We start from the raw sequence: 23,940 nt of genomic DNA, 5'->3' as shown, positions 1-23,940 counted from the left end.
CGGGCGCCTGCCCGGCCCCCTTGCGAGCCAACGCTCAGACGAACGCCGGCAGATACCACGACTGATGCTTGCTGCCCGTCTTCGCCTTCCCGCTGACCGCCTTCGAACCGACCCTGGAACCGAAGGTGATCACCTTCCCCGAGTACGCGTTGCGCAGCTTCTCGTAGTTCCTGATGTGCCCCTTCTCGGCCCCGGCCTTGTTGACCGGACGCCACCGGAACTTCTGGTCGTTGTACTTCGGACAGGTCGCCTGCTTGATCGCCGCGCCCTGCCTCGTGCTGCCCACATACAGGCACTTGCCCGAATGGTCGTTCCTCAGCTTGTACCCGTACGACCCATAGCGTTCATACTTGAACGTCCATCGCTGCGTCTTGTGCTTCGAGCACTTCGCGATCCTCGGTGCGGCCCCACTCTTCTTGCTCCCGGCCATCGACAGGCACAGGTTCTTCCCCCACATCGAGTGCAGCTGAATGTTGTTCAGCTTCACTCTCGCCTGCGCCGGTGCAGCACCCTGCACCACCACGCCACCGGCTATCGCCGCTATCGCAGCCCCCGAGGCCACCACGGAACCCATCGTCTTCTTCATCCGCCTGACACTACGACCAAGATCGAAAACGCGCATCGTCCCAGGGGGCATTGCCCCTTTGGGAGGGGCGATCCGACTGGCTCAGGCCGAGTCCCAGCGCAGCAGGGCCAGGTCGACGGAGAATCCCGGGCCGAAGCCGAGGACCAGGCCCCAGGTGTCCGGCTCGACGCCTGCCGCCGTGACGTCGGCGAGGATGTGCAGCACCGACGCGGAGGAGAGGTTCCCGACCTGGGCCAGGGAGGTACGGGAGGGGGCGAGCGCCGAGGCGGGCAGGGCGAGGGAGGTCTCGACCGCGTCGAGCACTTTGGGGCCGCCGGGGTGGCAGATCCAGGCGCCGATGTCGCCGCGGGTCAGGTGGTGGTCCGTCAGGAAGGCGTCGACGGTGTCCGGGAGGTGGGTGCGGACCAGGCCGGGGATCTCCGGGCCGAGCACCGCGCGAAAGCCGGTGGAGGTGAAGTCCCAGCCCAGGGCGCGTTCGCCGGACGGGATGAGCAGGCTGCGGGTGGCCACGACGGTCGGTCCGGCAGCGGTTGCGGCTGCGGGGTGCCGTGGTCCGCACAGGGCCAGCGCCGCCGCCCCGTCGCCGAACAGGGCGCTGCCGATGAGGTTGGCGGGGGACGGGTCGTCGCGCTGGAGCGTGAGGGTGGGGAGTTCCACGGAGAGCAGCACCGCCAGCGCGTCGGTGCGGCCGCGCAGCATGTCGTCGACGCGCGCGAGGCCCGCCGCACCGGCGGCGCAGCCGAGCCCGAAGACCGGCAGGCGGACGATGTCGTCCCGTAGCCCGAGACGGGGGATCAGGCGGGCGTCGACGGACGGTGTGGCCAGGCCGGTCGTCGAGACGAACATCAGCATGTCGACGTCCGCGGGGGTGACACCTGCCGACCGCAACGCGCCGTCGATCGCCTCGGTGCCCAGGTCCGACGCGCTGTGCAGATACGCCTCGTTGGCGTCGCCGAAGCCCGTGAGTGCGTCGTAGGCGTCGAGAGGGAGGGCCAGGTGGCGGGTGTGCACGCCGGAGGAGGTGTGCACGCGGTGCAGCAGCTCCGGGTCGGCGTCGGGGAGCGCGGCCTTGAGGCGGGCGGCGAGTGTTTCCTGGGTGTGCCGGTGTGGAGCGGTGACCTTGTACACGGAGGCGATGCGTGTCATGGCGGACCGCCTTTCGGGCTGTGGAGCCGTTGAGCCGTGGAGCCGTGGAGGGGCAACTCCCGTGCAGTTGGGGGGAGTTCCTGGTTCCGGTGTGCGGCGTGCGGGGCGCGGTGTCGTGGAGTGCTGGAGCCGCCGTGGGGCTTGACGCGTGCGGGGCGTCCGTGGACGGATGGCGTCGGGTGTGCGGGGCCGGGAGGAAGGGCATCGCGATGGGATCACACGCGGCGGGGAGACGGCGCAGGCCGGTCGTGCTCGTGGCGGTCGGCGCCACTCTGCTCGCCGCCCTGCTGTGCATCCCGAGCGCCGGGGGTGCGCCGCGGTCGGGGGATGCCTGCGGTGCGACGGCCGCCACGGAGGTGCCGCGCGGTGACTGCGGGCCGTTCTGGCAGGTCCTCGCCGAGGACTTCACCGGTGACCGGGTGCCGCTCGGCGCGTTCAGCGACTGCGATCACCACATCGACACGTCGGCCGCGTACTGCGGCGGCCTCGACGGCGCGTACCGGGACAACTGGTGGGCCTACCCGACCGGTTGGCGCGACACCGCCAACGACCGGGGGCGTGACGTCGTCGGTGTCTACCACCCGGAGGACACCGTGAGCGTGGGGCCTGCGCACAACGGTGACGGCCGCATGCGTATCCGGATGTGGCGGCCCGCCGACGGAGGGCCGGTCCACGCGGCGGCGGTCGTGCCGCGCGCCGTCATGCAGATGAAGTACGGCAAGTACAGCGCGCGCATCAAGGTGACCCGTCCGGCCCCCGGATACAAGTCGGCCTGGCTGCACTACGGCGGCGGCTGCGAGATGGACCACCCCGAGGGCAACTGGACCGGATCCCTCACGGCCTTCCACCACCCGTGCGGCGGCGGCGAGCAGGGCGCCTTCCGCGGCGCCGACGACTGGACCGAGTGGCACACGGTGTCGACCGAGTGGACGCCCGGGAGCGTGCGCTTCTTCGTGGACGGACGGGAGACGGGCCACGACACCAGGGGAGTGCCGGACCGCCCCCTGTCCTGGGTCCTGCAGAACGAGAGCGCGCTGGAGGGGCCGGGGGCAGCGCCCGGCAGCAGTGCGCAGTTGGAGATCACCTGGGTCGCCGCGTACGCCTACGGGTGGAAGTGATCCGGGGGCGGATCAGCGGAGGCCGTGCGGTGCGGTGGCGTCAACTGCGGGCTGCCAGCACCGCCTTGAGGGCGTCCGTGAGGATGTCGATGCCCGCGTGCAGTTCGTCCTCGGTCGCCGTGAGCGGCGGGGCGATGCGGAAGATGCCGCCCATGCCGGGGAGTTGGACGATGTTGAGGTGCAGGCCCCGGTCGAGGCAGGCCGCCGTGACGGCCTGGCCGAGCGCGTCCGCGGGCGTCTTGCTCTCCTTGTCCTGCACCAGCTCGATGCCCTGCAGCAGGCCGCGGCCCCGGACGTCGCCCACGACCTCGTACGTGTCGCGCAGGCCAAGGAGGCGCTCGGTGAGCTGTGCGCCCAGCTTCGCGGACCGCTCGACGAGGCCGTCGCGCTCGATGACGTCGAGGACGGTGAGCGCCACGGTCGCCGCGAGGGGGTCGGAGACGTGGGTGGTGAAGAAGAGGAAGCCGCGGTCCCGGCAGACCTGTTCGATCTCCGCGCTGGTCACCACCGCCGCGACCGGCAGTCCGGCACCGAGCGTCTTGGAGAGCGTGAGGAGGTCGGGGGTGACGCCGTCGCGCTCGAAGGCGTACATCTGGCCCGTGCGGCCGAGGCCGGTCTGGGCCTCGTCGAGGATGAGGAGCATGCCGCGCTCGGCGCACATCTCCTTGAGGCGGGCGAGGTAGCCGGGCGGCAGGTCGATGATGCCGCCGGACGACAGGATCGGTTCGACCAGGCACGCCGCGAGCGAGCCGGTGGACTGCTGGTCCACGAGAGCGAAGCCGTACGCGAGTTCCGCCTCCCAGTCGTAGGAGCCGTCGGGGCGGCAAAACGGCGAGCGGTAGGCGTTGGGGGTGGGCAGGGTGAGGCTGCCCGGCATGGTCGGGCCGTAGCCGTGGCGCCCGGCGGAGAAGGTCGCCGCGGCGGCGCCTGACGTCATGCCGTGCCAGGACCGGTCGAAGGAGACGACCTCGTACTTGCCGGTGTACAGCTTCGCCATCTTGAGGGCGGCTTCGTTGGACTCGGCGCCGGTCGTCAGGAGCAGCGTCTTGGTGAGGGGGTCCGGCAGCGTCGCGGACAGGCGCTTGGCCAGGTCCACGACGGGCCGGCTCAGCATGCCGCTGAAGAGATGGTCCAGCGAGGCGACCGACTGCGAGACGGCGCGGACGATGTCGGGGTGCGAGTGCCCGAGGACGGCGCTCATCTGGCCCGACGTGAAGTCGAGGAGGGTCCCGCCGTCGCTGTCGTGGACGTAGGAGCCGCTCGCGCTCTCGATGATGCGCGGCGTGAAGCTCGCGCCGTACCGGACCACATGACGTTCGACGTCAGCCCACATGGTGTCCGCGGTCATGGGGGACCTCCTCTTGCTGGTGCGTGGCGGCGCCGGGGCCGCCGATGGGTGACGACCGATCGTCGTCCACGTTCTATGGCACAGGATGCTATGCCAAATAGAAGGGGATGCAAGCGGAGGGGCTTTATGACCTACTGGGCTACACTCTCGGCTAGGCCATAAAGGAGATCCGGAGGGTCATGGGCGCCAGCGCCAGTAACGTCAGTGTCAGTCAGCACTCCGACGTCCCCATCTACCGGCAGATCGTCACGCAGCTGACGTTCATGATCGAGATGGGTGAGCTGCGGGACGGGGAGCGGCTGCCCGGCACCCGGCTGCTCGCCGACAATCTGGGCATCAACCGCAACACCGTGGCGCACGCCTACAGCGAGCTGCGGGACCTCGGTCTCGTCGAGGCGCGGGGGCGCAACGGCATGGTGGTGGTCGGCGGCGAGCGGGCGCGCTCGACCTCGGCGGCCCGGGACCGGGCCCGCTCCGTCCTGGAGTCCGCCGCCCGCGAGTGCATGGAGCTCGGGCTGCGGCCGTCCGACATCCAGGAGCTCGTCATGGACTTCGCGCTGCGCGCGGCGGACAAGGTGCCCCAGGTCTCCTTCGTGGAATGCAACGTCGAGCGGGCCACGTACTTCTCCGACGAGCTCGGAAAGCATGTGGGCATCCCCGTGAAGCCGCTGGTCCTCGGCGAGTTCGACCCCGCCGACGAGCACCCCGACCTGGTCCTGACGACCTTCTTCCACCTCGCCGAGGTGCGCGGCATGCTGCGCCGCCCCACGACCGACGTCATCGCGATCGTGGTCGCGCCGCACATCCAGACGCTGCTCCAGATCGCCCAGGTGCCCAAGAACCGCGCGGTGGGGCTGCGTTACTCGACCGACGACCAGGCCGTGAGCATCCGCGACTCCCTCACCCAGGCCGGCGTCACCAACATCCAGGTCCTCGCCGGGACGGCCGACGAGGACCTCCGGGGCGTCGACCTCGTGATCGTCCCCAGTGAAATGCCGGACCTGAAGCGGCAGTTGGAGGGGCGGGTGCGGGTGATCGAGTTCGGCAACGTCCTCGACGCCGCGTCCATCAGGATGGTCGCCGACGTCGTACGGGACCTTCAGATCGCTTGAGCGCTCAGCGCGGTGACCAGGTCGTCCAGGCCCTCGAAGTGCCCGTCGAAGGCGTCGGAGTCCGTCGGCGGGTCACCGGCCGGGCGCCGGACGTGGGCGGTGCGCAGACCGCTCGCTCGGGCCGCGCGGAGATCCCAGGCGTGGGCGGCCACCATGAGCACGCGCTCCGGTGCGCATCCGGCGGCGTCCAGGGCGAGTTGGTAGACCCGCGGGTCCGGCTTGTAGGCGAGCGCCGACTCTCCGGAGAGGACCTGGTGCCAGCGCAGCCCGGCGTGCGCGTCGAGCCGCAGCAGGGTCTTGCCGGAGGCGTTGGAGAGGCCCAGTACGGGGACGTGGTGGGCCAGTTGCTCCAGGCCGGTCACCGTGTCCTCCCACGGGGGCAGGCGCTGTCCGGCCGTCGCCAGCCGGGCGATGGCCGCCGGGTCGGTCAGTCCCGCGTGGTCGGCCACGCGGCGGGCGGCCTCCGCGTCGATGACCTCCGAGGTCGCGTAGGCGCGCTCGCCCTGCGCGATGCGCCGCTGCTCCTCCTCGACGTGGCGCTGCCACACGGTCAGCAGCCGTTCGACGGACGCCTCGTCTGACTTGCCTGACTCGCCCGAGTCGCCGGTCTCGCCCGGGTCGCCCGATGCGGGCATCGCCTCGCGCAACGCGGCGCGCAGGCCGCCCGGTTCGTCGACCAGGGTGCCGAGGATGTCGAAGACGACGACCTCGACCTCGATGTCGCGGAACTCCACCATGGCCTCTCTCCCAGCTCGTGCGATCCGGCTCCGGCCTCGATGCGCGTCACCGGTTCAACTGGTGACGACCTTGTCAGCAGGGGGCGTCACCGGTCAAGATGGTGACGTGGAATTCGCTTTCGTGAGCGGCAACGCGGCCCTCGACCTGGCCGCCACCGTGGGATCCCGTCGGGACGAGCCCATCGAGCTCCTCGCCGTGCCCGCCGACCTGAAGCGGTGGGTGGCCGCGTGCGACGAGCTGCCGGACCGGGTCGCCGTCGACGCCGCGGCCTTCGACTCCGCCCTGTCCCTGCGCGAGGCGGTCCACCGGCTCGCTCTCGACCGGGTGCTCGGGCGGTCCTTCGACCCGAGCAGCCTCAAGGTCGTCAATGCCGTGGCCGCTGGGCCCCCGCTCACGCTCAAGCTCGGCGACAAGGGGCTGCACCGGTCGGGAGACCTGCACCAGGTCCTCGCGCACCTGGCCCGCAGCGCCATCGCCCTGCTCGCCGACCCCGAAGCCTGCCTCAAGGAGTGCGGCCGCGCCGACTGCACCCGCATCTACCTCGACCGCTCGCGCGGCGCCCGGCGCACCTGGTGCGGGATGGACGCGTGCGGCAACCGCGTCAAGGCGGCGGCCTACCGGGCCCGCAGACGAGAGGGCCGGGTGGCCGCCGCGCCGACCGACGACTGAACAAGACCGACGACTGAACGGGACCGACGACTGAACAGGACCGACGACTGAACAGCCGGCGCGACAGCCCCCCGGTGAACCGTGTCGTCCCCCCCCGGTGATGCGTGGCGTCCACCCGGCACAGCACGCCTCAGGACTCCGCGACCGCCTCCAACGGCCGCAGCCCGGCGGCCCTGCGCGCCGGTACCGCCGCCGCGAGGGCGCCCATCGCGAGCGACACCAGGCAGATCAGGGCCAGCGTCCCCCAGGGCAGTGCCAGGGAGTACTCGGGCATCGCGCCGGCCGCCAGCGCGCCGACCGTCCAGGCCCCGAACAGCCCGGCTGCCAGGCCGAGAAGGGTGCCGAAGGAGGCCACGGTCAGCGACTCCAGGCGGACCATGCGCCGGATGCCCGCGCGGTTCATGCCGAGGGCGCGCAGCATGCCGATCTCCCGGGTGCGCTCCGCGACCGACATGGCCAGGGTGTTGACGATGCCGAGCGCCGAGATGACGGCGCCGATCGCGAGCAGCCCGTACATCAGGGTCAGCAGGTCGGCCATGACTCCCGCCGCTTCGTCGGCGAGGGCCCGTCGGTCCTGGACCTTCAGGAGGGGATTGCCGCCGACGGCCGCGCGCAGCCGGTCCTCCATCGACTTCGAAACCGTGGCTCCGTCGGTGCGGACGAGGATCCGCTGCACCGAGTCGGGCTTGAACGCGGTGCGCTGCACTTCGCCGCGGGCGCCCAGGGCGTCGTGGGCGACGGGGTTGTCCTGGTAGACGCCGACGACGGTGTAGCGCACGGGCTTCTGGCCGCGGCCCAGGCTCGCCCGGATCTGCCCGCCGGTGGTCACGCCCTGCTGCCGGGCGAGGGTGCTGGAGAGGGCGATCCGGCCGGGGCCGAGGTCCTTGGCGGAGCCGCTGACGAAGTCGAGCCTCATCACGGAGTTCACGGTGGCGGGGTCGACGCCGGAGACCGTCCGGACCCCGCCGCCGACGAACAGGGAGGAGTCCGCGACGGGACTGGCCGTCCGTACGCCCTTGGTGTCGGCCACCCGCTGGACGGCGGCCTGGTCGAGGCCGTCCGTGGACGTGCGCGTACTGATCACGTAGTCGGCGCCGAGCCCGGCGGCGGCCTGCCGGTCGAGCGCCTGCGCGGTGGAGTGGCCGATGACGGCGAGCCCGGCGACCAGGGCGGTGGTGACCATCAGGGCGGAGGCGGTGGCGGCGGTGCGCCGCGGGTCGCGCAGCGCGTTCTCGCGGGCGAGCAGGCCGGTGATCCCGAAGCGGGCGGTCAGCCGACCGCTCAGCCGGATCACCGGGGCGGCGAGCAGCGGCGCGAGGACCATCAGGGCGGCGACGAGGAGGGCGCAGCCGAGCATCGCGCTCTGCAGGTTGTCCTCCGACGCGTCCTTCGCCCCGCTGAGGGACACCAGCAGCCCGGCGCCGAGGACGAGCAGGGCGAGGCCCGTCGCGCCGCGGACCCGGGACCGGGCGGCGGTGGGCGGCTGTTCGGACGCGCGCATCGCCTCGACGGGCGCGATCCGCGCCGCCCTGCGGCACGGCAGCCAGGCCGCGAGCACCGTGACGCCGACACCCACGCCGAGCGCCGCCACCACGGGGCGCGGACCGATCACCAGTGGCCCGCTCGGCAGCGCCTTCTGCGAGGTGGTGAGGAGTTCGGGCAGTACGGCGGCGATGCCCAGGCCGAGCAGGAATCCGGCCACCGACGCGGCGAGCCCGAGCAGCACCGCCTCCCACAGGACGGAGCGCACCACCTGGCGGCGGGAGGCGCCGATGGCCCGCAGCAGCGCGATCTCCCGCGTGCGCCGGGAGACGAGCATCGTGAACGTGTTGACGATGAGGAACGAGCCGATGAACAGCGCCACCCCGGCGAAGACCATCGGCAGCTTCTGGTGCCCCCGGGTCATCATGTCGACGTTCGTGGCCTGTTGGGCGGCCAGGGCGGCGCCGCTGGTGGCCTCGGCCCGGTCCGCCGGGAGCATCCCGCCGACCCGCTCGGAGAGGGCGACCTGGTCGGTGCCGGGCGCGGCGGACAGGTCGATCGCCGAATAGTGGCCCGGCGTCTCGAACAGCCGCTGGGCGGTGGCCTTGTCGAAGAGCGCGAGGGTGCCGCCCGCGGTCACCCGGCTGTCCTTGGTGGTGACGATGCCGACGAGCCGCTTCGTCAGGGCCGGGCCGTCGGTGGCGAGCGTGACTTTGTCGCCGATCGAGAAGCCACCGGCGGCCGCGGTGCCGCTGTCGACGGCGATCTCACCGCTCGTGCGCGGGGCGTGGCCCGCCACCAGCGGATAGCGGCTGTCCTTGCCGTCCTTGCCGGGCACGTAGGCGCCGGCCAGGTTGGACCAGCCGCTGCTCGCCCGCAGCGGCGTGCCGTCCGCGGAGTTGAGGGTCGCCGTGCCGTGGACCGTCGGCCGTACGTCGCTCACGCCGGGTACCGCGGCCAGCTTCCGGGCGAGCGCGTCGTCGAGGACGGAGGCGCTGCGGTGGGCGTCGGCCGTGGCTCCGGGCGGGGGTTCCTTCGCCGTCACGGAGACCGCGATGTCCGCGAAGTTCCGTGTCGCGGCGGCACGGTAGGCCGCGGCGGACGAGTCCGCGAAGACGAGGGAGCCGGAGACGAAGGCGACGCCCAGGCAGACCGCGAGGACGGTCATGAGCAGACGGGCCTTGTGCGCGAGGACGTTGCGCAGGGCTGATTTCAGCATGGTGGCTTTCGGGGAGGTGGGGCGTGGGCGGATTGCGTGGGAGCGGCTTCGCTGCGCGGGGGCTCAGCTCGTACGGGAGCGGGTGTCCAGCTCCTTCATCCGGTCCAGGACCCGTTCCGGGGTGGGGCGCGCCATCTCGTCGACCAGGCGGCCGTCGGAGAGGAAGACCACGCGGTCGGCGAATCCGGCGGCGACCGGGTCGTGCGTCACCATCACGACGGTCTGGCCCAGTTCGCGCACCGAGTCACGCAGGAAGCCGAGGACCTCGGCCCCCGCCCGCGAGTCCAGGTTCCCGGTGGGCTCGTCGCCGAAGATGATCGCGGGCCGGGAGACCAGTGCCCGGGCCACCGCCACGCGCTGCTGCTGCCCGCCGGAGAGCTCGCCGGGCCGGTGCCCGAGCCGCTCCGCGAGGCCGACCATGGAGACCACGCGGTCCAGCCACGCCGGGTCGGGCCTGCGGCCCGCGATGCTCAACGGCAGCGTGATGTTCTCCAGGGCGGTGAGCGTCGGCAGCAGGTTGAACGCCTGGAAGATGAAGCCGACCCGGTCGCGGCGGAGTTCGGTGAGCTGCCGGTCGTCGAGGGAGCTCAGCTCGGTCGTGCCGATGCGCACGGAGCCCGAGTCGGCCGAGTCGAGCCCGGCGGCGCAGTGCATCAGCGTGGACTTGCCGCAGCCGGACGGGCCCATGATCGCGGTGAACTCGCCCTCCCGGAAAGCGATGCTGACCTGGTCGAGGGCGACGACCCGGGTGTCACCGGTGCCGTATGCCTTCGACAGGCCGGAAGCGGCGGCCGCGATGCCGGGGGCGGGGTGCTGCGGTACGTACGGGGCCAGGGGTTCGGCGGTCACCGGGACTCCTCTTCGGGTGCGATCACGTGCACTCCGAAGGGTGTCCGGGGAACGTATCCGGACCTGCGCCGCCGTGTATCGGCCATGGCGCCGCTCCGTAGCAGTTCCGCGCGGGGCGCCGTCGCGGTCCCGTCAGGCGGGCAGCCGGAGCGTGGCGACGGCGCCGCCGTCCGGCGCGTTGTCCAGGCGCAGTTCGGCGCCCAGCAGCCGGGCCTGGCCCAGGGCGATGGTCAGGCCCAGGCCGTGGCCCGTGCCGCGCTCGGCGGCGCCCGTGTGGAAGCGGCGCGGACCGGTGCGCAGCAGCTCATCGGGGAAGCCGGGGCCGTGGTCGCGCACGACGACGGTACGGCCCTCGACGGTGACCTCGACGGGGGCGGCGCCGTGCCGGTGGGCGTTGACGACGAGGTTGCTGACGATGCGCTCGAGGCGGCGCGGGTCGGTCTCCACGGTGCCGGAGGCATCTGTGCCGCCCGCACCGTCTGTGCCGTCCGCACCGTCCGTGCCTGCCGCGCTGTCCCCGCCGCCCGCCGTATCGGCCGCTCCCGCTGTGACCGCTCCACCCGCCGCGTGCGCGGGGACCGTCGTGACCTTCGTGTCGAGCCCCGTCCGTGTCACGGCCTCGCTCACGACGGCGCCGAGCGGCACCCGGGCGCTGACCGGCAGTTCGGCCCCGGCGTCGAGCCGGGAGATCTCCAGCAGGTCCTCGATCAGGGCGCGCAGATCCCGCACCCGGCCCCGCAGCAGATCCTCCGTCTCACCGGGCGGCAGCAGGTCGGCGGCGGCGAGGAGACCGCCGACAGGGGTGCGGAGTTCGTGGGCGACGTCCGCGGTGAACTGCCGCTCGGTGCGCAGCCGCCTGCTGAGGGTGTCGGCCATGAGGTCGACGGTGGCGGCGATCTCGGCCACTTCGTCGCCGCCCGTGGTGGGGCCGGTCCTGGCGTCGAGGTCCCCGGCGGAGATCCGCCCCGCCGTCTCGGACACCCGCCGCAGACGGCGGCCGATCAGCCCGGCGCCGTAGGCCGTCAGCGGAACGGCCGCCGCGAGGGCGAGCAGCGAGGCCACCGTCATGGTCATGTCGAGGCGGCGCAGGGTGTGGAACTGGGAACTCATGTTGATCCGGACGGCGAGGACCGGGCTGCCCGGGCCGCCGGTCCGCTGGGCGGCCCACGCGGTCGGTCCCATGTTGGAGTCCGCGTCGACGTGTCCGTCGTGGGCCGTGTGCCGAGCCCCGTCGGCCGGGTGCCGCAGGGAGGCGGGCAGGCCGGCCGGATCGAGCTCGGCGCCGTCGGCGAGGGTGCCGGTGCGCCGGTAGACGTCCATGGCCGAGTACACGGTGTTGAACGCCTGTGCCTCGGCCCGTTCACGGATGTCCCGCGCGGTCCACACATGGACGAGCACGCCCACCGTCGCCACGACGAGGCAGGCCGTGCCCGCGGCGAGGGCGGCGATCTTCCAGCGCAAGGAGGCGCGGGCGGGCCGCAGCCGGTGCAGGAGGGGCGGTCGGCGAGGGGAGTCCACCGGGGTCAGCGCCTGAGCTTGTAGCCGAAGCCGCGGACCGTCTCGATCCTGTCCCGGCCCAGCTTGCCGCGCAGCCGCTGCACACACAGGTCCACGACCCGGCTGTCCCCGTCCCAGCCGTACTCCCATACGTTGCGCAGCAGGGTGTGCCGCTCCAGGACGATGCCCGGGTGGGCGGCGAACTCAAGGAGCAGCTTCAGCTCGGTCGGCGTGAGCGCCACGGGCTCGCCGGCCACGGACACCTCCAGGCCGCCGGTGTCGACGGTCAGGTCCCCGAAGACGAGGACCTGCCCCTCGTCGGGCGGTGGCGGCCCCTCCACGGCGGCCTGCTCCGTGCTCACCGCGGGCGCGTACGTCGCCCGGCGCAGCAGCGAGCGGATGCGGGCCACCAGGACGTATGTGTCGACGGGCTTGACCACGTAGTCGTCCGCCCCGGCCTCCAGGCCCGCGACGACATCGAGGCCGTCGCCGCGCGCGGACATCATCAGGACCGGCACCAGGCTGGTCTCCCGGACCCTGCGGCACAGCCCGATCCCGTCGAGCCCCGGCAGCATCACATCGAGAATCAGCAGGTCGAAGCTCTGCTCACGGAAGAGCTCAAGCCCGGTGAGCCCGTCGGCCGCGGCCTTCATCTCGTAGCCGTAGCGCTCCAGGGCGACGGTGAACGAGCGCCGCATCAGGTCGTCGTCCTCCACGAGCAGCACGCGCAGGGGACGGGAGGAGCCCGGGGCCGGGGCGGACGGGGACACGGGGCAGCGCTCCCTTTCGTACGGCTTGAGGTGGCTTGTTGCCACTTGATACCGAACGATAACCCCAGCTCAGCACGGATCACCTGGGATGCGGGCCCGGGCGCCGGATCGATGGCCGACCCCGTCCTGGGTGATACACGGCCGATACAGAGTCAGCTGCCGTCCCCGTCGCCCCTGCCGTCCCTGCCGTCCCTGCCGTCCCTGCCGTCCCTGCCGTCCCTGCCGTCACCGAACAGGTGCCGCACCGTCGAGCGGTAGTTGGTGCGGACGTGGGCCAGGGCGATGTCGCGGGCGCGGTCCGCGTCGCCGGAGGCCACGGCCTCGTACAGCGCGCGGTGTTCGGTGAGGAGGTGGCGCCACTCCTCGTTCTGCCGGGTCAGCCAGCGCAGGCGGCCGTCGACCGGCTCCATGACGGAGATCAGCAGGCCGTTGCCCGCCATGGCCAGGACGTGGTCGTGGAAGCGGGTGTTGATGTCGGTGATGGCCTCCGCCTCGCCGCTGTCCGTCGCGCGGGCGGCGGCGTCCAGGAGCTCCTCCAGGCGCGCCACGTCGTCGCGCGTCCCGCGTTCGGCGGCGCGCCCGGCCGCGTAGACCTCCAACGCCTCGCGCAGCTCGAAGAGTTCGGCGACGTCGGTGCGCGTCAGGGTCCGTACGACGGCGCGGCGCGGCGTCTCGAAGGTCACGAAGCCCTCGGCGAGCAGCGCCCGGACGGCCTCGCGCACCGGGACCCGCGAGACCCCGAAACGGTCCGCGAGTTCGCGCTCGACCAGGCGGTCGCCGGGGCGCAGGCGACCGCTGATGATCTCTTGGCGCAGCGTGGCGAGCACGCGTTCGCGCACCGCGCCCAAGGGTTCCACCGTCGTCATGCCCCCATCCTCCCCGACGCCCGCGCGGCCGGTGGAACAGGGGCGCGAGTGGGGTCCGGGGCGGGTGCCGTCGGCGCGTGTCAGCCGGCCGAACTGGCCGCGAAGAAAGGGTGAATGAGCATGTACCGGCGGCGGCCGGGCCGAGGATGATGAGGGGAGAGGGGCGGGGCGGCGTGCCGTCCCCGCTCAGGTTCGCGCGCCGGTGCATCGGGGATGCGAGGGAGTCACGATGACAGAGACGGCAGAGGTGTTCTCGGGGCCCTTGGCGGCACCCGTCATCGACGCGGCGGACAGCGTCACCGTCGCCGCGCATGGCGGGGCGCCACGGCTCGTCGTCCCGCTGGAGCAGGGCGGCGCGCGGCGGCTCGTCGTCCGCGTCGAGCCGTACGAGGGCATGAGCGGCGGGGACCAGGTGCAGCTGCGCTGGGACACCGGGGTGCTGCGCACCTCGCGGATCGACGGCCATGTCGTCGGCGCCGAGGACGTGGGCCACAGCATCGTCTTCACCGTGTCCGGCCCCAAACCGGGCACGGCACGGGTCAGTTACCTCGTGCACCGGGCCACCGGCGAGTGGCGGGCCTCGGAGCGGCTCGAGGTCACCGTACGGGGGTGAGTACGGCCTAGAGTGAAGCGGTGCCCCAGCTGCCCGAAGATCCGTCCCAACTCGTCGGCGACGACGACCGCGACAGCGCCGCCCGGCGCCTCCAGCAGGCGTACGCCGAGGGGTATCTCTCGCACGAGCAGATGGACGAGCGCGTGGGCCGGGTGCTCGCCGCCGCCACGCAGGGCGAGATCCGGTCGGCGCTGGCCTCGCTCCCGGCGGAGCAGGCGGGCGACACGGCCACGATCTCCGCTCCCGCGGGCCGGATCCGGCGGCGCGGCGCCTGGCGGGTGCCCCGGACGCTCAAGGTGGTGACCGGGTTCGGGCGGATGAACCTGGATCTGTCCCGGGCGGTCATCGAGACCCCGGTGGTCGACATCGAGGTGCAGCTCGGTACCGGCAGGAGCAGGATCACGGTGCCGCGCGACGCGACCGTGGACCTGGAGGGGCTGAGTGTCGGGTGGAAGGAGCCGCGCTACAAGCCCCGGCGGGGTGCCCGGCCCGGCGGTCCGACGATCCGGATCTCCGGGGTCGTCGGGTTCGGGCGGCTGACGATCCGGCACGCACGGCGCTGACGGTTCACGTCCCTGAGCCGTTCATGCCCCTGAGCTGCTGGGTCACCGCGAGGTTCCCCACTCTCCGAAAAGTGCGTTCTTCCACGTCAGCGTGCGCTCTCTTACGGTTCCCCGGTAACCACGAGAGAGGACGACAGCGACATGGCCATCACCTTGGTAAATCCCCCCGGGCTGCCGGAAGTCGACGCGTACCGGCAGGTGGCGGTCGCTTCCGGGACCCGGCAGGTCTTCCTCGCCGGGCAGGTCGCCTGGGACGCCGACGGGGTCACTGTCGGGGCCGGGGACCTCGCCGCCCAGGTCGAGCAGTGCTACCTCAACATCGCCACCGCACTGGAGGGGGTCGGGGCGTCCTTCGGTGATGTCGCGAAGCTGACCGTGTACGTCGTCGACTGGACCCCCGACAAGATGCCCCTGTTCATGGCGGGGACCGCCCGCGCCGCCGCGAGGCTCGGGGTCACGCCCGTGCCGCCGGGCACCCTGATCGGGGTCGCGGCGCTGGCCTTCCCGGAGCACCTGGTGGAGATCGAGGCGACGGCGGTCATCGACTGACAACGAAACACGCGCTCGTCGCCGCCACGCACGAGGCCGCCTGGACTCTGCACGCCGCTCAGGGCGACGTCGCGTAGCGCGTGCCCACGTTCCCCGAGTGCCACTCGTGGTTGCCGCCGATCCAGTTCGACAGCCCGGTCATGAAGCGGGCCACCACCGGGTGCGTGGGGGAGAGCGCGGCGGCCTGGTCCTCGAAGAGGTGGACGATGTCGTTGTGGACCTCGATCGCCAGCTGGAACGCCTCGTCGATGGAGCAGTCCTCCTCGGCGGCGATCGCCGTGGGCAGGCTGTAGTGGAAGCGCTCGCTCTGCTGCTCCTTGCGCAGTGAGTAGAGGTCGTTGCAGAGGGTCGCCGCGTTCGACGAGAGGGCGACCGCGCGCTGGATGCCGGGCTCCGCGAAGAGCGCGGCGGGCAGCTCGTAGCCGCCGATGGCGTCGGTGATGGTCAGGCAGGCGCGGAAGCTGTTGAACTGCCGCTGCACCAGGTACTCCCACACGGCGGGGGTGCGGTTGCGGGTGATGCAGTCGCCCTCCGCGTTGTAGCCGAGGTAGAGGTTCGCGATGTCGTGCCGGTAGCGGTGCCCCTGCGCCGGGCTGGCCAGCTCCAGGAAGTGGTCCATGGCCGAGCGCATCGAGCGCAGGGCGGGGTGGGAGGCCAGGGCGGCGCGCCCGTCGGCCTCGTAGTGCGGGGTGTTGTGGGCGGGGTCGATGGCGGACTGGGCGACGACGAGCGCCGCGCCGCGCCGGTCCGCGCGGCCGCCGTACTCCTCCTCGCAGAAGTAGTCGTCCACGGCGTTCTCCGCGACCAGGAGCCGGGCGGCGGCCATGAGGTGGTCGAGGCCGGGCGCGTCCGGGTGGCACAGCATCACCGAACGCCCGGGGTCGAAGGCGAGCAGGGCCGCGCGCAGATCGGTGTCCGGATACAGGTCCACCTCCTCTTCCGCCCACCGCACGACGCGCTCGTTGACCTCGTCGGCCAGCGCGCGGTCGTCCCGCACCGCGGGCGGGCAGTAGAGGCCCTCGATGCGCGGGGAGGGGGGCGGCGCGGCGGCCGGTGTATCAGCCTCTGCCGGGCCTGGGGCAGCCCCTTCCGGGCCCGGAGCCAGGCGCAGCGAGCTCGTGCCGAGCCCGGAGGGGCCGGACAGCAGCCGATTCAGCGTTTCCATCCGCAACTCCGTTCACAGGGGCTCGGCTCGGCGCACACACGACGAAGGGATAGCACGGCGCGCGGGGGCCGGACAAGGACACCTCTACCGCGCTCCCGGCTCCCGCGGTCACTTCTGACACATCCTCACCATCGCTATAAGCCCAGGTAGTTGAAGCACTGAACGATGGCCGAGGTCATGCGCCGAAATCCGGACGTCCTCCACCGCGGACGCGATCGGCATGCCAGGGCATCGGTGGACGTGGCGGGCCCAGCGGGGGTGCGGTGCCCCTGGCGCAAACGCGTTGTGTGCATCTGTGGTCACTCTCGACCACCCTCGTCGCACGCTGATTCACTTGCGGCGCGCAGCCCCCAATGGCAGTGGAAGGGAACAGGGATGACGACCGCATCGTCGGCGGAGCAGTCGGAACAACCTGAACAGAGTGCGGGACAGGCCCAGTTGAGCCTGGGCATCGCGGCGGCGCGCAATCTGGCGACCACCACCAAGACCGTTCCGCAGATGCAGAACATCAGCTCGCGCTGGCTGCTGCGGACCCTGCCCTGGGTGGAGGTGCGCGGCGGCACCTACCGGGTCAACCGGCGTCTGGTGTACGCGGTCGGCGACGGGCGCGTGACCTTCGTACAAGAAGGCGCGGACGTGCGGGTGGTGCCCGCGGAGCTGGCGGAGCTGCCGCTGCTGCGCGGATTCGACGAGGCCGACGCGCTGCAGGCGCTCGCCGAGCGGTTCCAGCAGCGGGAGTTCGGACCGGGCCAGGTGCTCGCCGAGGCGGGCCGCCCCGCCGACCACGTCTATCTGCTCGCCCACGGCAAGGCGGAGAAGGTCGGCACCGGCAAGTACGGAGAGGAGACCCGGCTCGGCCTCATCGCCGACGGCGGGTTCTTCGGCGGCCAGGTCGTCTCCGCCGAGCCCGGCGACTGGGAGTTCACCGTGCGCGCCGTGACCGCGTGCACCGTCCTGGCGCTGCCCCGGCAGGCGTACGAGGAGGTCGCGGGCCAGAGCGAGGCGCTGAGCTCCCACGTACGGCGGCGGCAGACCGAGGGGGAGCGGCCGCAGAACAAGCGCGGCGAGGCCGACATCGCGCTGGCCGCCGGGCACGCGGGCGAACCGGTCCTGCCAGGCACCTTCGTGGACTACGAACTGCAGCCCCGCGAGTACGACTTGAGCGTCGCGCAGACCGTCCTCAAGGTCCACACGCGCGTCGCGGACCTCTACAACGAGCCGATGAACCAGGTCGAGCAGCAGCTGCGGCTCACCATCGAGGCGCTGCGCGAGCGCCAGGAGTGGGAGCTCGTCAACAACCGCGAGTTCGGGCTGCTCCACAACGCGGACTACGGGCAGCGGATCTCCACCCACTCCGGCCCGCCCACACCGGACGACTTCGACGAACTGCTCGCCATGCGCCGCCAGACCAAGGCGTTCTTCGCGCACCCGCGCGCCATCGCGGCGTTCGGCCGCGAGTGCAACCGGCGCGGCATCTACTTCGGCGACGCCGAGGTGGGCGGCCACCGCATCCCGGCCTGGCGCGGCGTGCCGATCTTCCCGCTGGGAAAGCTGGGGGTCTCGGCCGAGGGCACCACGTCGGTCCTGGCGATGCGCACCGGCGAGGAGGCGGCCGGCGTGGTCGGCCTGCGCCAGGTCGGCATCCCCGACGAGTACGAGCCGGGCCTGAACGTGCGGTTCATGGGCATCAACGACCAGGCCGTCATCTCGTACCTGGTCAGCACCTACTACTCGGGGGCGGTGCTCGTGCCCGACGCGCTCGGCGTCCTGGAGAACGTCGAGGTGTCCCGCACCGCCGACTGACACCGGCCGCCGCCCCACCCTCCGCCCGCCCCGAACGCCGCGCAAGCGTCGGCACGTTGTGTAAGGAGCCCGCACGATGACGACTACTTCGGAACCCTCCACGAACTCCGCCTCCCCTGCGAACTCCGCCTCCTCCGCGCGCGTCCTGCGCACCGCCTACCAGCAGGCGGTCGCGCAGTACTGGAACAACGAGAAGGACCCGGTCAACCTCCGCCTCGGCGACGTCGACGGCCTCTACCACCACCACTACGGCATCGGCGACTGGGACCCCGCCGTCCTCGAAGGCCCCGAGGAGACCCGGGACAAGCAGATCATCGCGGAGCTGCACCGCCTGGAGTCCGCCCAGGCCGACGTCCTCCTCGACCACCTGGGCCCGATCGCGCCCGCCCACCGGTTACTGGACGCGGGCTGCGGCCGCGGCGGCACGAGCGTCATGGCCAACGCCCGCTTCGGCTGCGAGGTCGACGGGGTCTCGATCTCCGAGTCCCAGGTCGACTTCGCGGGCACCCAGGCCCGCAAGCGCGGCGTGGACGACAAGGTCCGCTACCACTTCCGCAACATGCTCGACACCGGCCTGCCCACCGGCGCCTTCCAGGGCAGCTGGAACAACGAGTCCACCATGTACGTGGACCTGCACGAGCTGTTCGCCGAGCACGCCCGGCAGTTGACCCGCGGCGGCCGCTACGTGACCATCACGGGCTGCTCCAACGACGTGACGGGGCTGCGCTCCAAGGCCGTCAGCCGCATCGACGAGCACTACACGTGCAACATCCACCCCCGCAGCGCCTACTTCAAGGCGCTCGCCGCCAACGGCCTCGTGCCCATCAACGTCGTCGACCTCACGGCCGCGACCATCCCCTACTGGGAACTGCGCGCCAAGTCGACGCTCGCCACCGGCATCGAGGAGCCCTTCCTGACGGCGTACCGCGAGGGCAGCTTCCACTATCTGCTCATCGCGGCCGACCGCATCTGAGGGAGCGCCCCTCGGGGTCGGCGTACACCGGCGGGGAGTAGTTACGCTGGCCGGCATCATGAGTCCCAAGCAACAACGCGGCGCCGAGACGGCCGACCGCCTCCTGGACACGGCGCTGCGGGTGTACGCCGACTCCGGCGAACAGGGCGTCACCGTCAGCGCGCTGACCCGGTCCAGTCGCGTCAGCCCGGGCAGTCTCTACCACCACTTCGGCAGCGTCGACGGGCTCATGAACGCGCTGCTGCTCCGCTGGCTCGGCCGCCTCCTCGAAGAACTCGCCGCGGCCGTCGAGCGGTCCCGCACGGCCCGGACCGGCGTGCGGGCCCTGGTGCGGACCTATCTGGCCTTCGTCCAGGAGCATCCGGACGCGGCTCGCCTGCTCCACTCCTCGTACGCCGACCGGCTGGGGATGGCGCAGGCCAAGCAGTTGCGCGACGCCCAGGAGGCCCGGCTCTCGCCGCTGGCCGACTGGGTGCGCGCGCACATCGAGGCGGGTGAACTCGCCCCGCTGCCCGTGCCGTTGGTGGAGGCGCTCGTCATGGGGCCGGTCATCGCGACGGCGCGCCGGTGGCTGTCCGGCATCGACGACGTCGACCTCGATCAGGCCGCGCGCATCCTGCCGGAGCGGATCTGGTGTTCCCTCAGCCCGTGAGCCGCGCGCTGCTTCAGGCGCAGTCGGGGCACAGGCCCCGGTAGGTCACCTCGACGTCGGAGACCGTGAAGCCGAAGCGCTCCGAGTCCGGCAGCGCGGCCAGCGGGTCGCCGCCCGGGTGCACGTCGCGGATCGCGCCGCAGCCCGAACACACCAGGTGCTGGTGGGGGTGGTGGGCGTTGGGGTCGTAGCGCTTGGCGCGGCCGTCGGTCGCCACCTCGATCACCTCGCCGAGCGTGACGAGTTCACCGAGGGTGTTGTAGACGGTCGCTCTGGAGATCTCCGGGAGGCGGCTGGTGGCGCGCGCGAGCACTTCGTCCGCGGTGAGGTGGATGTGGTCGCCGTCCAGAACCTCGGCCACCACGCGGCGCTGAGCCGTCAGCCGCCAGCCGCGTCCACGAAGCCTTTCGAGCAGGTCACTCATGCCACCAGCCTAACTGTGCGTCGTCCGACGGATGAATCCGTACGGGCCTGTCTGTCGTATTGACTTGGATTTCGTCCATCGTAGGATCGGTTCCGGCCGACGGCCAAGGGACAGGGCAACAGCGAGGAATGGTGCGTGACTTCAGGAAGCGGGTCCGCTCGCACCGAGGCGATCGCCTCCGGGGTGTGGGACGACGTGAGCCGCAGCTCCTCTCCAGCCGTACTCCTCGGTGTGCCGTGCTTCCTCCCAGTGCCGTGCGTGTGGCCTCCCACACCTGCATGGCCGCGTATTCGTCGTTCCACCGCCCGCAGTTCCTGAGCATCGTGATCCGCCCCGTCCGGAAGGATTCCCATGACTGAGAACCACGACGCGATCGTCACCGACCCCGAGCCGGCGGACGCCACCGGCTGCCCGGTCGCCCACGGTCGCGCCCCGCACCCGACCCAGGGCGGTGGCAACCGCCAGTGGTGGCCGGACCGGCTGAACCTGAAGATTCTGGCCAAGAACCCCGCCGTGGCCAACCCCCTCGGTGAGGAATTCGACTACGCCGAGGCATTCACGTCCCTCGACCTGCCCGCCGTGAAGCGGGACATCGCCGAGGTCCTGACCACCTCGCAGGACTGGTGGCCCGCCGACTTCGGCAACTACGGCCCGCTGATGATCCGCATGGCCTGGCACAGCGCGGGCACCTACCGGATCAGCGACGGCCGCGGCGGCGCGGGCGGCGGCCAGCAGCGCTTCGCCCCGCTCAACAGCTGGCCGGACAACGCGAGCCTGGACAAGGCCCGCCGTCTGCTGTGGCCGGTCAAGAAGAAGTACGGCCAGTCCATCTCCTGGGCCGACCTCATGGTCCTCACCGGCAATGTCGCCCTGGAGACCATGGGCTTCAAGACCTTCGGGTTCGCCGGCGGCCGCGTGGACGAGTGGGAGCCCGACGAGGACGTCTACTGGGGTCCCGAGACCGAGTGGCTCGGCGACGCCCGCTACACCGGCGACCGCGAACTGGAGAACCCCCTGGCAGCGGTCCAGATGGGCCTCATCTACGTCAACCCCGAGGGCCCCAACGGCAACCCGGACCCGGTCGCCGCGGCCCGCGACATCCGCGAGACGTTCCGCCGCATGGCGATGAACGACGAGGAGACCGTCGCCCTCATCGCGGGCGGCCACACCTTCGGCAAGACCCACGGGGCGGGCCCGGCGGACGCCGTCGGCAACGACCCCGAGGCCGCGCCGATGGACCAGCAGGGCCTCGGTTGGAAGAGCACCCACGGCACGGGCGTCGGCAAGGACGCGATCACCTCGGGCCTCGAGGTGACGTGGACCGAGACGCCCACCCAGTGGAGCAACAACTTCTTCAAGAACCTCTTCGAGTACGAGTACGAGCTCACGCAGAGTCCGGCCGGTGCCAACCAGTGGGTCGCGAAGAACGCCGAGGCGATCATTCCCGACGCCTTCGACGCGTCGAAGAAGCAGCTTCCGACGATGCTCACCACCGACCTGTCGCTCCGCTTCGACCCGGTCTACGAGCAGATCTCGCGCCGCTTCTACGAGAACCCGGAGCTGTTCGCGGACGCCTTCGCCCGCGCCTGGTACAAGCTGACGCACCGTGACATGGGCCCGGTCGTCCGCTACCTCGGCCCCGAGGTCCCCGCCGAGGAGCTCCTGTGGCAGGACCCGCTGCCGCAGCGCACCGGTGAGGTCCTCGGCGCCGCCGACGTCGCCGCCCTCAAGGAGCAGGTCCTCGGCACGGACCTGACGGTCGCCCAGCTGGTCTCCGCCGCCTGGGCCGCCGCCTCCTCCTTCCGCGGCAGCGACAAGCGCGGCGGCGCCAACGGCGGCCGCATCCGCCTGGAGCCGCAGCGCGGCTGGGAGGTCAACAACCCGGACGCGCTCGCCCAGGTCCTGCGCACCCTCGAGGGCATCCAGGAGTCGTTCAACTCCCAGGGCGGCAAGCGGGTCTCGCTGGCCGACCTCGTGGTGCTCGCGGGCACCGCGGCCGTCGAGAAGGCGGCGGGGGACGGCGGCGTCGAGGTCGAGGTGCCGTTCACGCCGGGCCGCGTCGACGCCTCGCAGGAGCAGACGGACGTCGAGTCGTTCGCCGCGCTCGAGCCGAGCGCCGACGGGTTCCGCAACTACGTCGGCAAGGGCAACCGCCTGCCCGCCGAGTACCTGCTGATCGACAAGGCGAACCTGCTCAACCTGAGCGCCCCCGAGCTGACCGTCCTCGTCGGCGGCCTGCGCGTCCTGGGCGCCAACCACCAGGGCAGCAAGCACGGCGTCCTCACCGACCGGCCGGGCACGTTGACGAACGACTTCTTCGTCAACCTGCTCGACCTGGACACGCAGTGGAAGTCCACGTCCGAGGCGCAGGACGAGTTCGAGGCCCGCGACGCCTCCGGTGCCGTCAAGTGGACCGGCACCCGTGCCGACCTCGTCTTCGGCTCCAACTCCGAGCTGCGCGCGGTCGCCGAGGTGTACGCGAGCGACGACGCGAAGGCGAAGTTCGTGAAGGACTTCGTCGCGGCGTGGGACAAGGTCATGAACCTCGACCGGTTCGACATCGCCTGACCGGCACTCCCTGATCGCCCGGATCCTCCGGAGATCACCCGGTGCTGACGTCCAGGGCCGGCCCGTTAGGGTCGGCCCTGGACGTTTTCCGTTCCGGAACCCTTCACCCCCCGGACGGAACCGTCCAGGCAAGCCGACACGTCGTCCACATGCGGGGCCCTGCGCCCCGCACGGACATTCATCGGGGGATGGACATGCGCATCATGGAGTACGACGAACCGACGGCGGAACGCGCCGCCGCCTTCGAGGAGATACTCGACCGAGCCCTGAACTCCCGTGAGATGGCGCGAGAGCTGGCCCGCCCGGCGCGAGCCGCCGACCGGGCGCGGCTGCGCGCGAGCGCCCTGCGGGGCAGGGGCGCCATAGAGGCCGCGGCCGCCGCGGAGTACGCGGCCTACCAGGAGGCGAAGGAGCACGCGGCGCAGCGCGCCCCCGGCCTGGCGCAGGGCGTCGACGAGACCCCCGCCCCCTTCTCCCGCACCCGCGACGGCATCCTGCCCGCGCTCGCGATCGTCGTGCCGGCCCTGTCCGGCATCGCGTCGGTGGTCTTCCTGGTGTGGGGATTCGTGATGAGCGCCGTCGACGGCCGCCACTACGTCGGCGGCGGGCTGCTCACGGCCGGGGTGGTGTGCGCGTGCGTGGCGGTCGGCGCGGCGGTGGGCGATCTGGCCTGGCTGCTCTCGGCCGCGGCCCGCAACCGGCCCGTGGCGGAGGGCACTCCGTCCCTGGCCGAGGACGCCGAGGTCGGCGCGGCCCGGGACGCGTGGGAACGGGCGCTGCTGGAGCGGGGGATGCTGCCCTTCCTGCGCGACGGCCTCGGTGACCCGCCCCTGCCGCACCCGTAACAGACGGGTGCGCGCCGGGCCGAGCCGAGGACTGCCCCGCCTTGACGTGGGCACTCATGAAGTCGAGTGCTCTGTCGACGAGAGGCGAGCGGCATGGAGATCTCGGGCATCATCAGCGCGATCCTGATCGGCATCGTGATCGGAGTCCTGGGCCGCCTGGTCATTCCGGGCCGTCAGCACATCGGTGTGCTGTGGACGATCCTGGTCGGCATCGCGGCGGCGTTCGTCGGCACCGCCATCGCCGTCGCGTTCGACGTCGCCGACACCAAGGGCATCGACTGGATCGAACTGGCCATCCAGGTCGGCCTGGCCGCGGTCGGCGTCGCGGGCCTGGAGCGGGCGAAGGGGCGGCGCTGAGCCGAGCCGAGCTGAGTTGAGCTGAGCC

At 71.9% G+C, this 23,940-nt stretch carries 23 protein-coding genes; 12 read left to right on the top strand and 11 right to left on the bottom strand.

Annotated features, from left to right (window positions below; all coding sequences use genetic code 11):
- Positions 1-34: 34 nt before the first annotated feature.
- Positions 35-586: an RICIN domain-containing protein gene (locus ACFWYM_RS09220; protein ID WP_384832423.1), complete on the bottom strand. Its 552-nt coding sequence runs from the start codon at positions 584-586 to the stop codon at positions 35-37.
- An 81-nt stretch (positions 587-667) separates the two neighbouring features.
- On the bottom strand, positions 668-1,732 hold the full coding sequence (locus tag ACFWYM_RS09215) for a type III polyketide synthase (RefSeq protein ID WP_384832420.1): 1,065 nt from the start codon (positions 1,730-1,732) through the stop codon (positions 668-670).
- Positions 1,733-1,941: 209 nt separating this feature from the next.
- On the opposite strand from ACFWYM_RS09215, the gene ACFWYM_RS09210 reads away from it, so the two are divergent.
- Entirely contained in the window at positions 1,942-2,850 is a 909-nt protein-coding gene (locus ACFWYM_RS09210) for a glycoside hydrolase family 16 protein (RefSeq protein WP_384832417.1), read from the top strand.
- Between the two features lie 40 nt (positions 2,851-2,890).
- Here ACFWYM_RS09210 and ACFWYM_RS09205 read toward each other — a convergent pair whose 3' ends face one another.
- Positions 2,891-4,198, bottom strand: coding sequence for an aspartate aminotransferase family protein (locus ACFWYM_RS09205; protein ID WP_384832414.1), 1,308 nt, complete (start codon positions 4,196-4,198; stop codon positions 2,891-2,893).
- A gap of 179 nt (positions 4,199-4,377) precedes the next feature.
- Here ACFWYM_RS09205 and ACFWYM_RS09200 point away from each other — a divergent pair, with 179 nt between their 5' ends.
- Entirely contained in the window at positions 4,378-5,310 is a 933-nt protein-coding gene (locus tag ACFWYM_RS09200) for a GntR family transcriptional regulator (RefSeq protein WP_384832411.1), read from the top strand.
- Here the strand turns inward: ACFWYM_RS09200 and ACFWYM_RS09195 are convergent.
- The gene (locus tag ACFWYM_RS09195; RefSeq protein ID WP_384832408.1) at positions 5,298-6,047 is read right to left on the bottom strand and encodes a haloacid dehalogenase type II; all 750 of its coding nucleotides are present in this window, start codon (positions 6,045-6,047) and stop codon (positions 5,298-5,300) included. The genes ACFWYM_RS09200 and ACFWYM_RS09195 overlap by 13 nt on opposite strands.
- Before the next feature lie 106 nt (positions 6,048-6,153).
- Here ACFWYM_RS09195 and ACFWYM_RS09190 point away from each other — a divergent pair, with 106 nt between their 5' ends.
- Positions 6,154-6,717 carry a CGNR zinc finger domain-containing protein gene (locus tag ACFWYM_RS09190; RefSeq protein WP_384832405.1) on the top strand — a complete coding sequence of 188 codons (564 nt, stop codon included), beginning with the start codon at positions 6,154-6,156 and terminating at the stop codon, positions 6,715-6,717.
- 130 nt (positions 6,718-6,847) lie between these two features.
- Here ACFWYM_RS09190 and ACFWYM_RS09185 read toward each other — a convergent pair whose 3' ends face one another.
- From ACFWYM_RS09185 to ACFWYM_RS09165, 5 genes are all read right to left on the bottom strand, one after another.
- Positions 6,848-9,418 (bottom strand): ABC transporter permease, encoded by a 2,571-nt coding sequence (locus tag ACFWYM_RS09185; protein WP_384832402.1) that lies wholly within the window; start codon positions 9,416-9,418, stop codon positions 6,848-6,850.
- 63 nt (positions 9,419-9,481) lie between these two features.
- Positions 9,482-10,252, bottom strand: coding sequence for an ABC transporter ATP-binding protein (locus ACFWYM_RS09180; protein ID WP_384832731.1), 771 nt, complete (start codon positions 10,250-10,252; stop codon positions 9,482-9,484).
- Between the two features lie 147 nt (positions 10,253-10,399).
- Complete coding sequence (locus ACFWYM_RS09175; RefSeq protein WP_384832399.1) at positions 10,400-11,785, bottom strand: sensor histidine kinase; 1,386 nt, start codon at positions 11,783-11,785, stop codon at positions 10,400-10,402.
- Between the two features lie 5 nt (positions 11,786-11,790).
- The gene (gene cseB, locus ACFWYM_RS09170; RefSeq protein ID WP_384832728.1) at positions 11,791-12,462 is read right to left on the bottom strand and encodes a two-component system response regulator CseB; all 672 of its coding nucleotides are present in this window, start codon (positions 12,460-12,462) and stop codon (positions 11,791-11,793) included.
- Between the two features lie 224 nt (positions 12,463-12,686).
- Positions 12,687-13,400, bottom strand: a complete 714-nt coding sequence (locus tag ACFWYM_RS09165) for a GntR family transcriptional regulator (RefSeq protein ID WP_384832396.1) — start codon at positions 13,398-13,400, stop codon at positions 12,687-12,689.
- A 229-nt stretch (positions 13,401-13,629) separates the two neighbouring features.
- Between ACFWYM_RS09165 and ACFWYM_RS09160 the strand changes: the two genes are divergently transcribed.
- The 3 genes from ACFWYM_RS09160 (at position 13,630) to ACFWYM_RS09150 (ending at position 15,125) form a co-directional block, all read left to right on the top strand.
- The gene (locus tag ACFWYM_RS09160; protein ID WP_384832393.1) at positions 13,630-14,013 is read left to right on the top strand and encodes a hypothetical protein; all 384 of its coding nucleotides are present in this window, start codon (positions 13,630-13,632) and stop codon (positions 14,011-14,013) included.
- 20 nt (positions 14,014-14,033) lie between these two features.
- On the top strand, positions 14,034-14,576 hold the full coding sequence (locus tag ACFWYM_RS09155; RefSeq protein ID WP_384832390.1) for a DUF1707 domain-containing protein: 543 nt from the start codon (positions 14,034-14,036) through the stop codon (positions 14,574-14,576).
- Between the two features lie 141 nt (positions 14,577-14,717).
- Positions 14,718-15,125, top strand: coding sequence for a RidA family protein (locus ACFWYM_RS09150; protein ID WP_384832387.1), 408 nt, complete (start codon positions 14,718-14,720; stop codon positions 15,123-15,125).
- 58 nt (positions 15,126-15,183) lie between these two features.
- On the opposite strand, the gene ACFWYM_RS09145 is transcribed toward ACFWYM_RS09150, so the two are convergent.
- Positions 15,184-16,290: a family 2 encapsulin nanocompartment cargo protein terpene cyclase gene (locus ACFWYM_RS09145; protein WP_384832384.1), complete on the bottom strand. Its 1,107-nt coding sequence runs from the start codon at positions 16,288-16,290 to the stop codon at positions 15,184-15,186.
- Between the two features lie 375 nt (positions 16,291-16,665).
- Between ACFWYM_RS09145 and ACFWYM_RS09140 the strand changes: the two genes are divergently transcribed.
- From ACFWYM_RS09140 to ACFWYM_RS09130, 3 genes are all read left to right on the top strand, one after another.
- Entirely contained in the window at positions 16,666-18,093 is a 1,428-nt protein-coding gene (locus tag ACFWYM_RS09140; RefSeq protein ID WP_384832381.1) for a family 2B encapsulin nanocompartment shell protein, read from the top strand.
- A gap of 76 nt (positions 18,094-18,169) precedes the next feature.
- Entirely contained in the window at positions 18,170-19,066 is an 897-nt protein-coding gene (locus ACFWYM_RS09135; protein ID WP_384832377.1) for a geranyl diphosphate 2-C-methyltransferase, read from the top strand.
- A 58-nt stretch (positions 19,067-19,124) separates the two neighbouring features.
- Positions 19,125-19,718 (top strand): TetR/AcrR family transcriptional regulator, encoded by a 594-nt coding sequence (locus ACFWYM_RS09130; RefSeq protein WP_384832374.1) that lies wholly within the window; start codon positions 19,125-19,127, stop codon positions 19,716-19,718.
- Between the two features lie 13 nt (positions 19,719-19,731).
- On the opposite strand, the gene ACFWYM_RS09125 is transcribed toward ACFWYM_RS09130, so the two are convergent.
- On the bottom strand, positions 19,732-20,142 hold the full coding sequence (locus tag ACFWYM_RS09125; protein ID WP_384832371.1) for a Fur family transcriptional regulator: 411 nt from the start codon (positions 20,140-20,142) through the stop codon (positions 19,732-19,734).
- A gap of 351 nt (positions 20,143-20,493) precedes the next feature.
- On the opposite strand from ACFWYM_RS09125, the gene katG reads away from it, so the two are divergent.
- The 3 genes from katG (at position 20,494) to ACFWYM_RS09110 (ending at position 23,912) form a co-directional block, all read left to right on the top strand.
- Entirely contained in the window at positions 20,494-22,710 is a 2,217-nt protein-coding gene (gene katG / locus ACFWYM_RS09120; protein WP_384832368.1) for a catalase/peroxidase HPI, read from the top strand.
- A 194-nt stretch (positions 22,711-22,904) separates the two neighbouring features.
- The gene (locus tag ACFWYM_RS09115; RefSeq protein ID WP_384832365.1) at positions 22,905-23,555 is read left to right on the top strand and encodes a hypothetical protein; all 651 of its coding nucleotides are present in this window, start codon (positions 22,905-22,907) and stop codon (positions 23,553-23,555) included.
- A gap of 93 nt (positions 23,556-23,648) precedes the next feature.
- Positions 23,649-23,912, top strand: a complete 264-nt coding sequence (locus ACFWYM_RS09110; protein ID WP_384832362.1) for a GlsB/YeaQ/YmgE family stress response membrane protein — start codon at positions 23,649-23,651, stop codon at positions 23,910-23,912.
- Positions 23,913-23,940: the final 28 nt, after the last annotated feature.

The sequence above is a fragment of the Streptomyces sp. NPDC059009 genome, from assembly GCF_042740175.1.
Lineage (GTDB): Bacteria > Actinomycetota > Actinomycetes > Streptomycetales > Streptomycetaceae > Streptomyces.
Note: the sequence above shows the minus strand (reverse complement) of the source record. Positions and strands in the feature narration are given on the sequence as shown.